Origin of the sequence: Pseudoflavonifractor sp. MCC625 (assembly GCF_018784545.1) — a bacterium.
Lineage (GTDB): Bacteria > Bacillota > Clostridia > Oscillospirales > Oscillospiraceae > Pseudoflavonifractor_A > Pseudoflavonifractor_A gallinarum.
Window position 1 is genome coordinate 1 of sequence record NZ_WQOJ01000045.1, and the last position, 453, is coordinate 453.

General features: G+C 46.4%; 1 pseudogene. It reads left to right on the forward strand.

Annotation, left to right across the window (positions count from 1 at the left end):
* Positions 1-393, forward strand: a pseudogene (locus GPK94_RS13930) (conjugal transfer protein TraG); the annotation flags it as partial.
* Positions 394-453: the final 60 nt, after the last annotated feature.

Genomic DNA, 453 nt, shown 5'->3' on the forward strand with positions numbered 1-453 from the left:
CTGCTCTTATCCGCTTTGATCGGTTTTCTTGCAGCAGAAGCTCCTATGGATGAACAGAGCTTTCCTTTGATGATGGAACTTCTGAACTGCATGGAAGGGGAAAAAGAAGATGGTTGTCAGGATGCAGTAGATAGTTTACTTGAAGATGCCGCCTGCAATACCCGCCGTCACGAAGAATATTACAGCAATTATCAACGCTACCAGCTGATGCAGGTGGATAAAACCCGTGTCATTTTGGCTTGCCGTATCATCATCAATGACCTGCTGGGGAAACTGTACCGCTATGACTACCGGTTTGGTTATAACCTGCTACTGGATGAGGAAAACAGCATAGAGAAAAAACTGCACACGCCTGTGCGGGAAGAATGGGAGGCTGAAGATGATGAGATATAAACTGGTAATCGCTGAAAAACCATCGGTTGCACAAAGTCTGGCTGCGGTAATCGGTGCAAC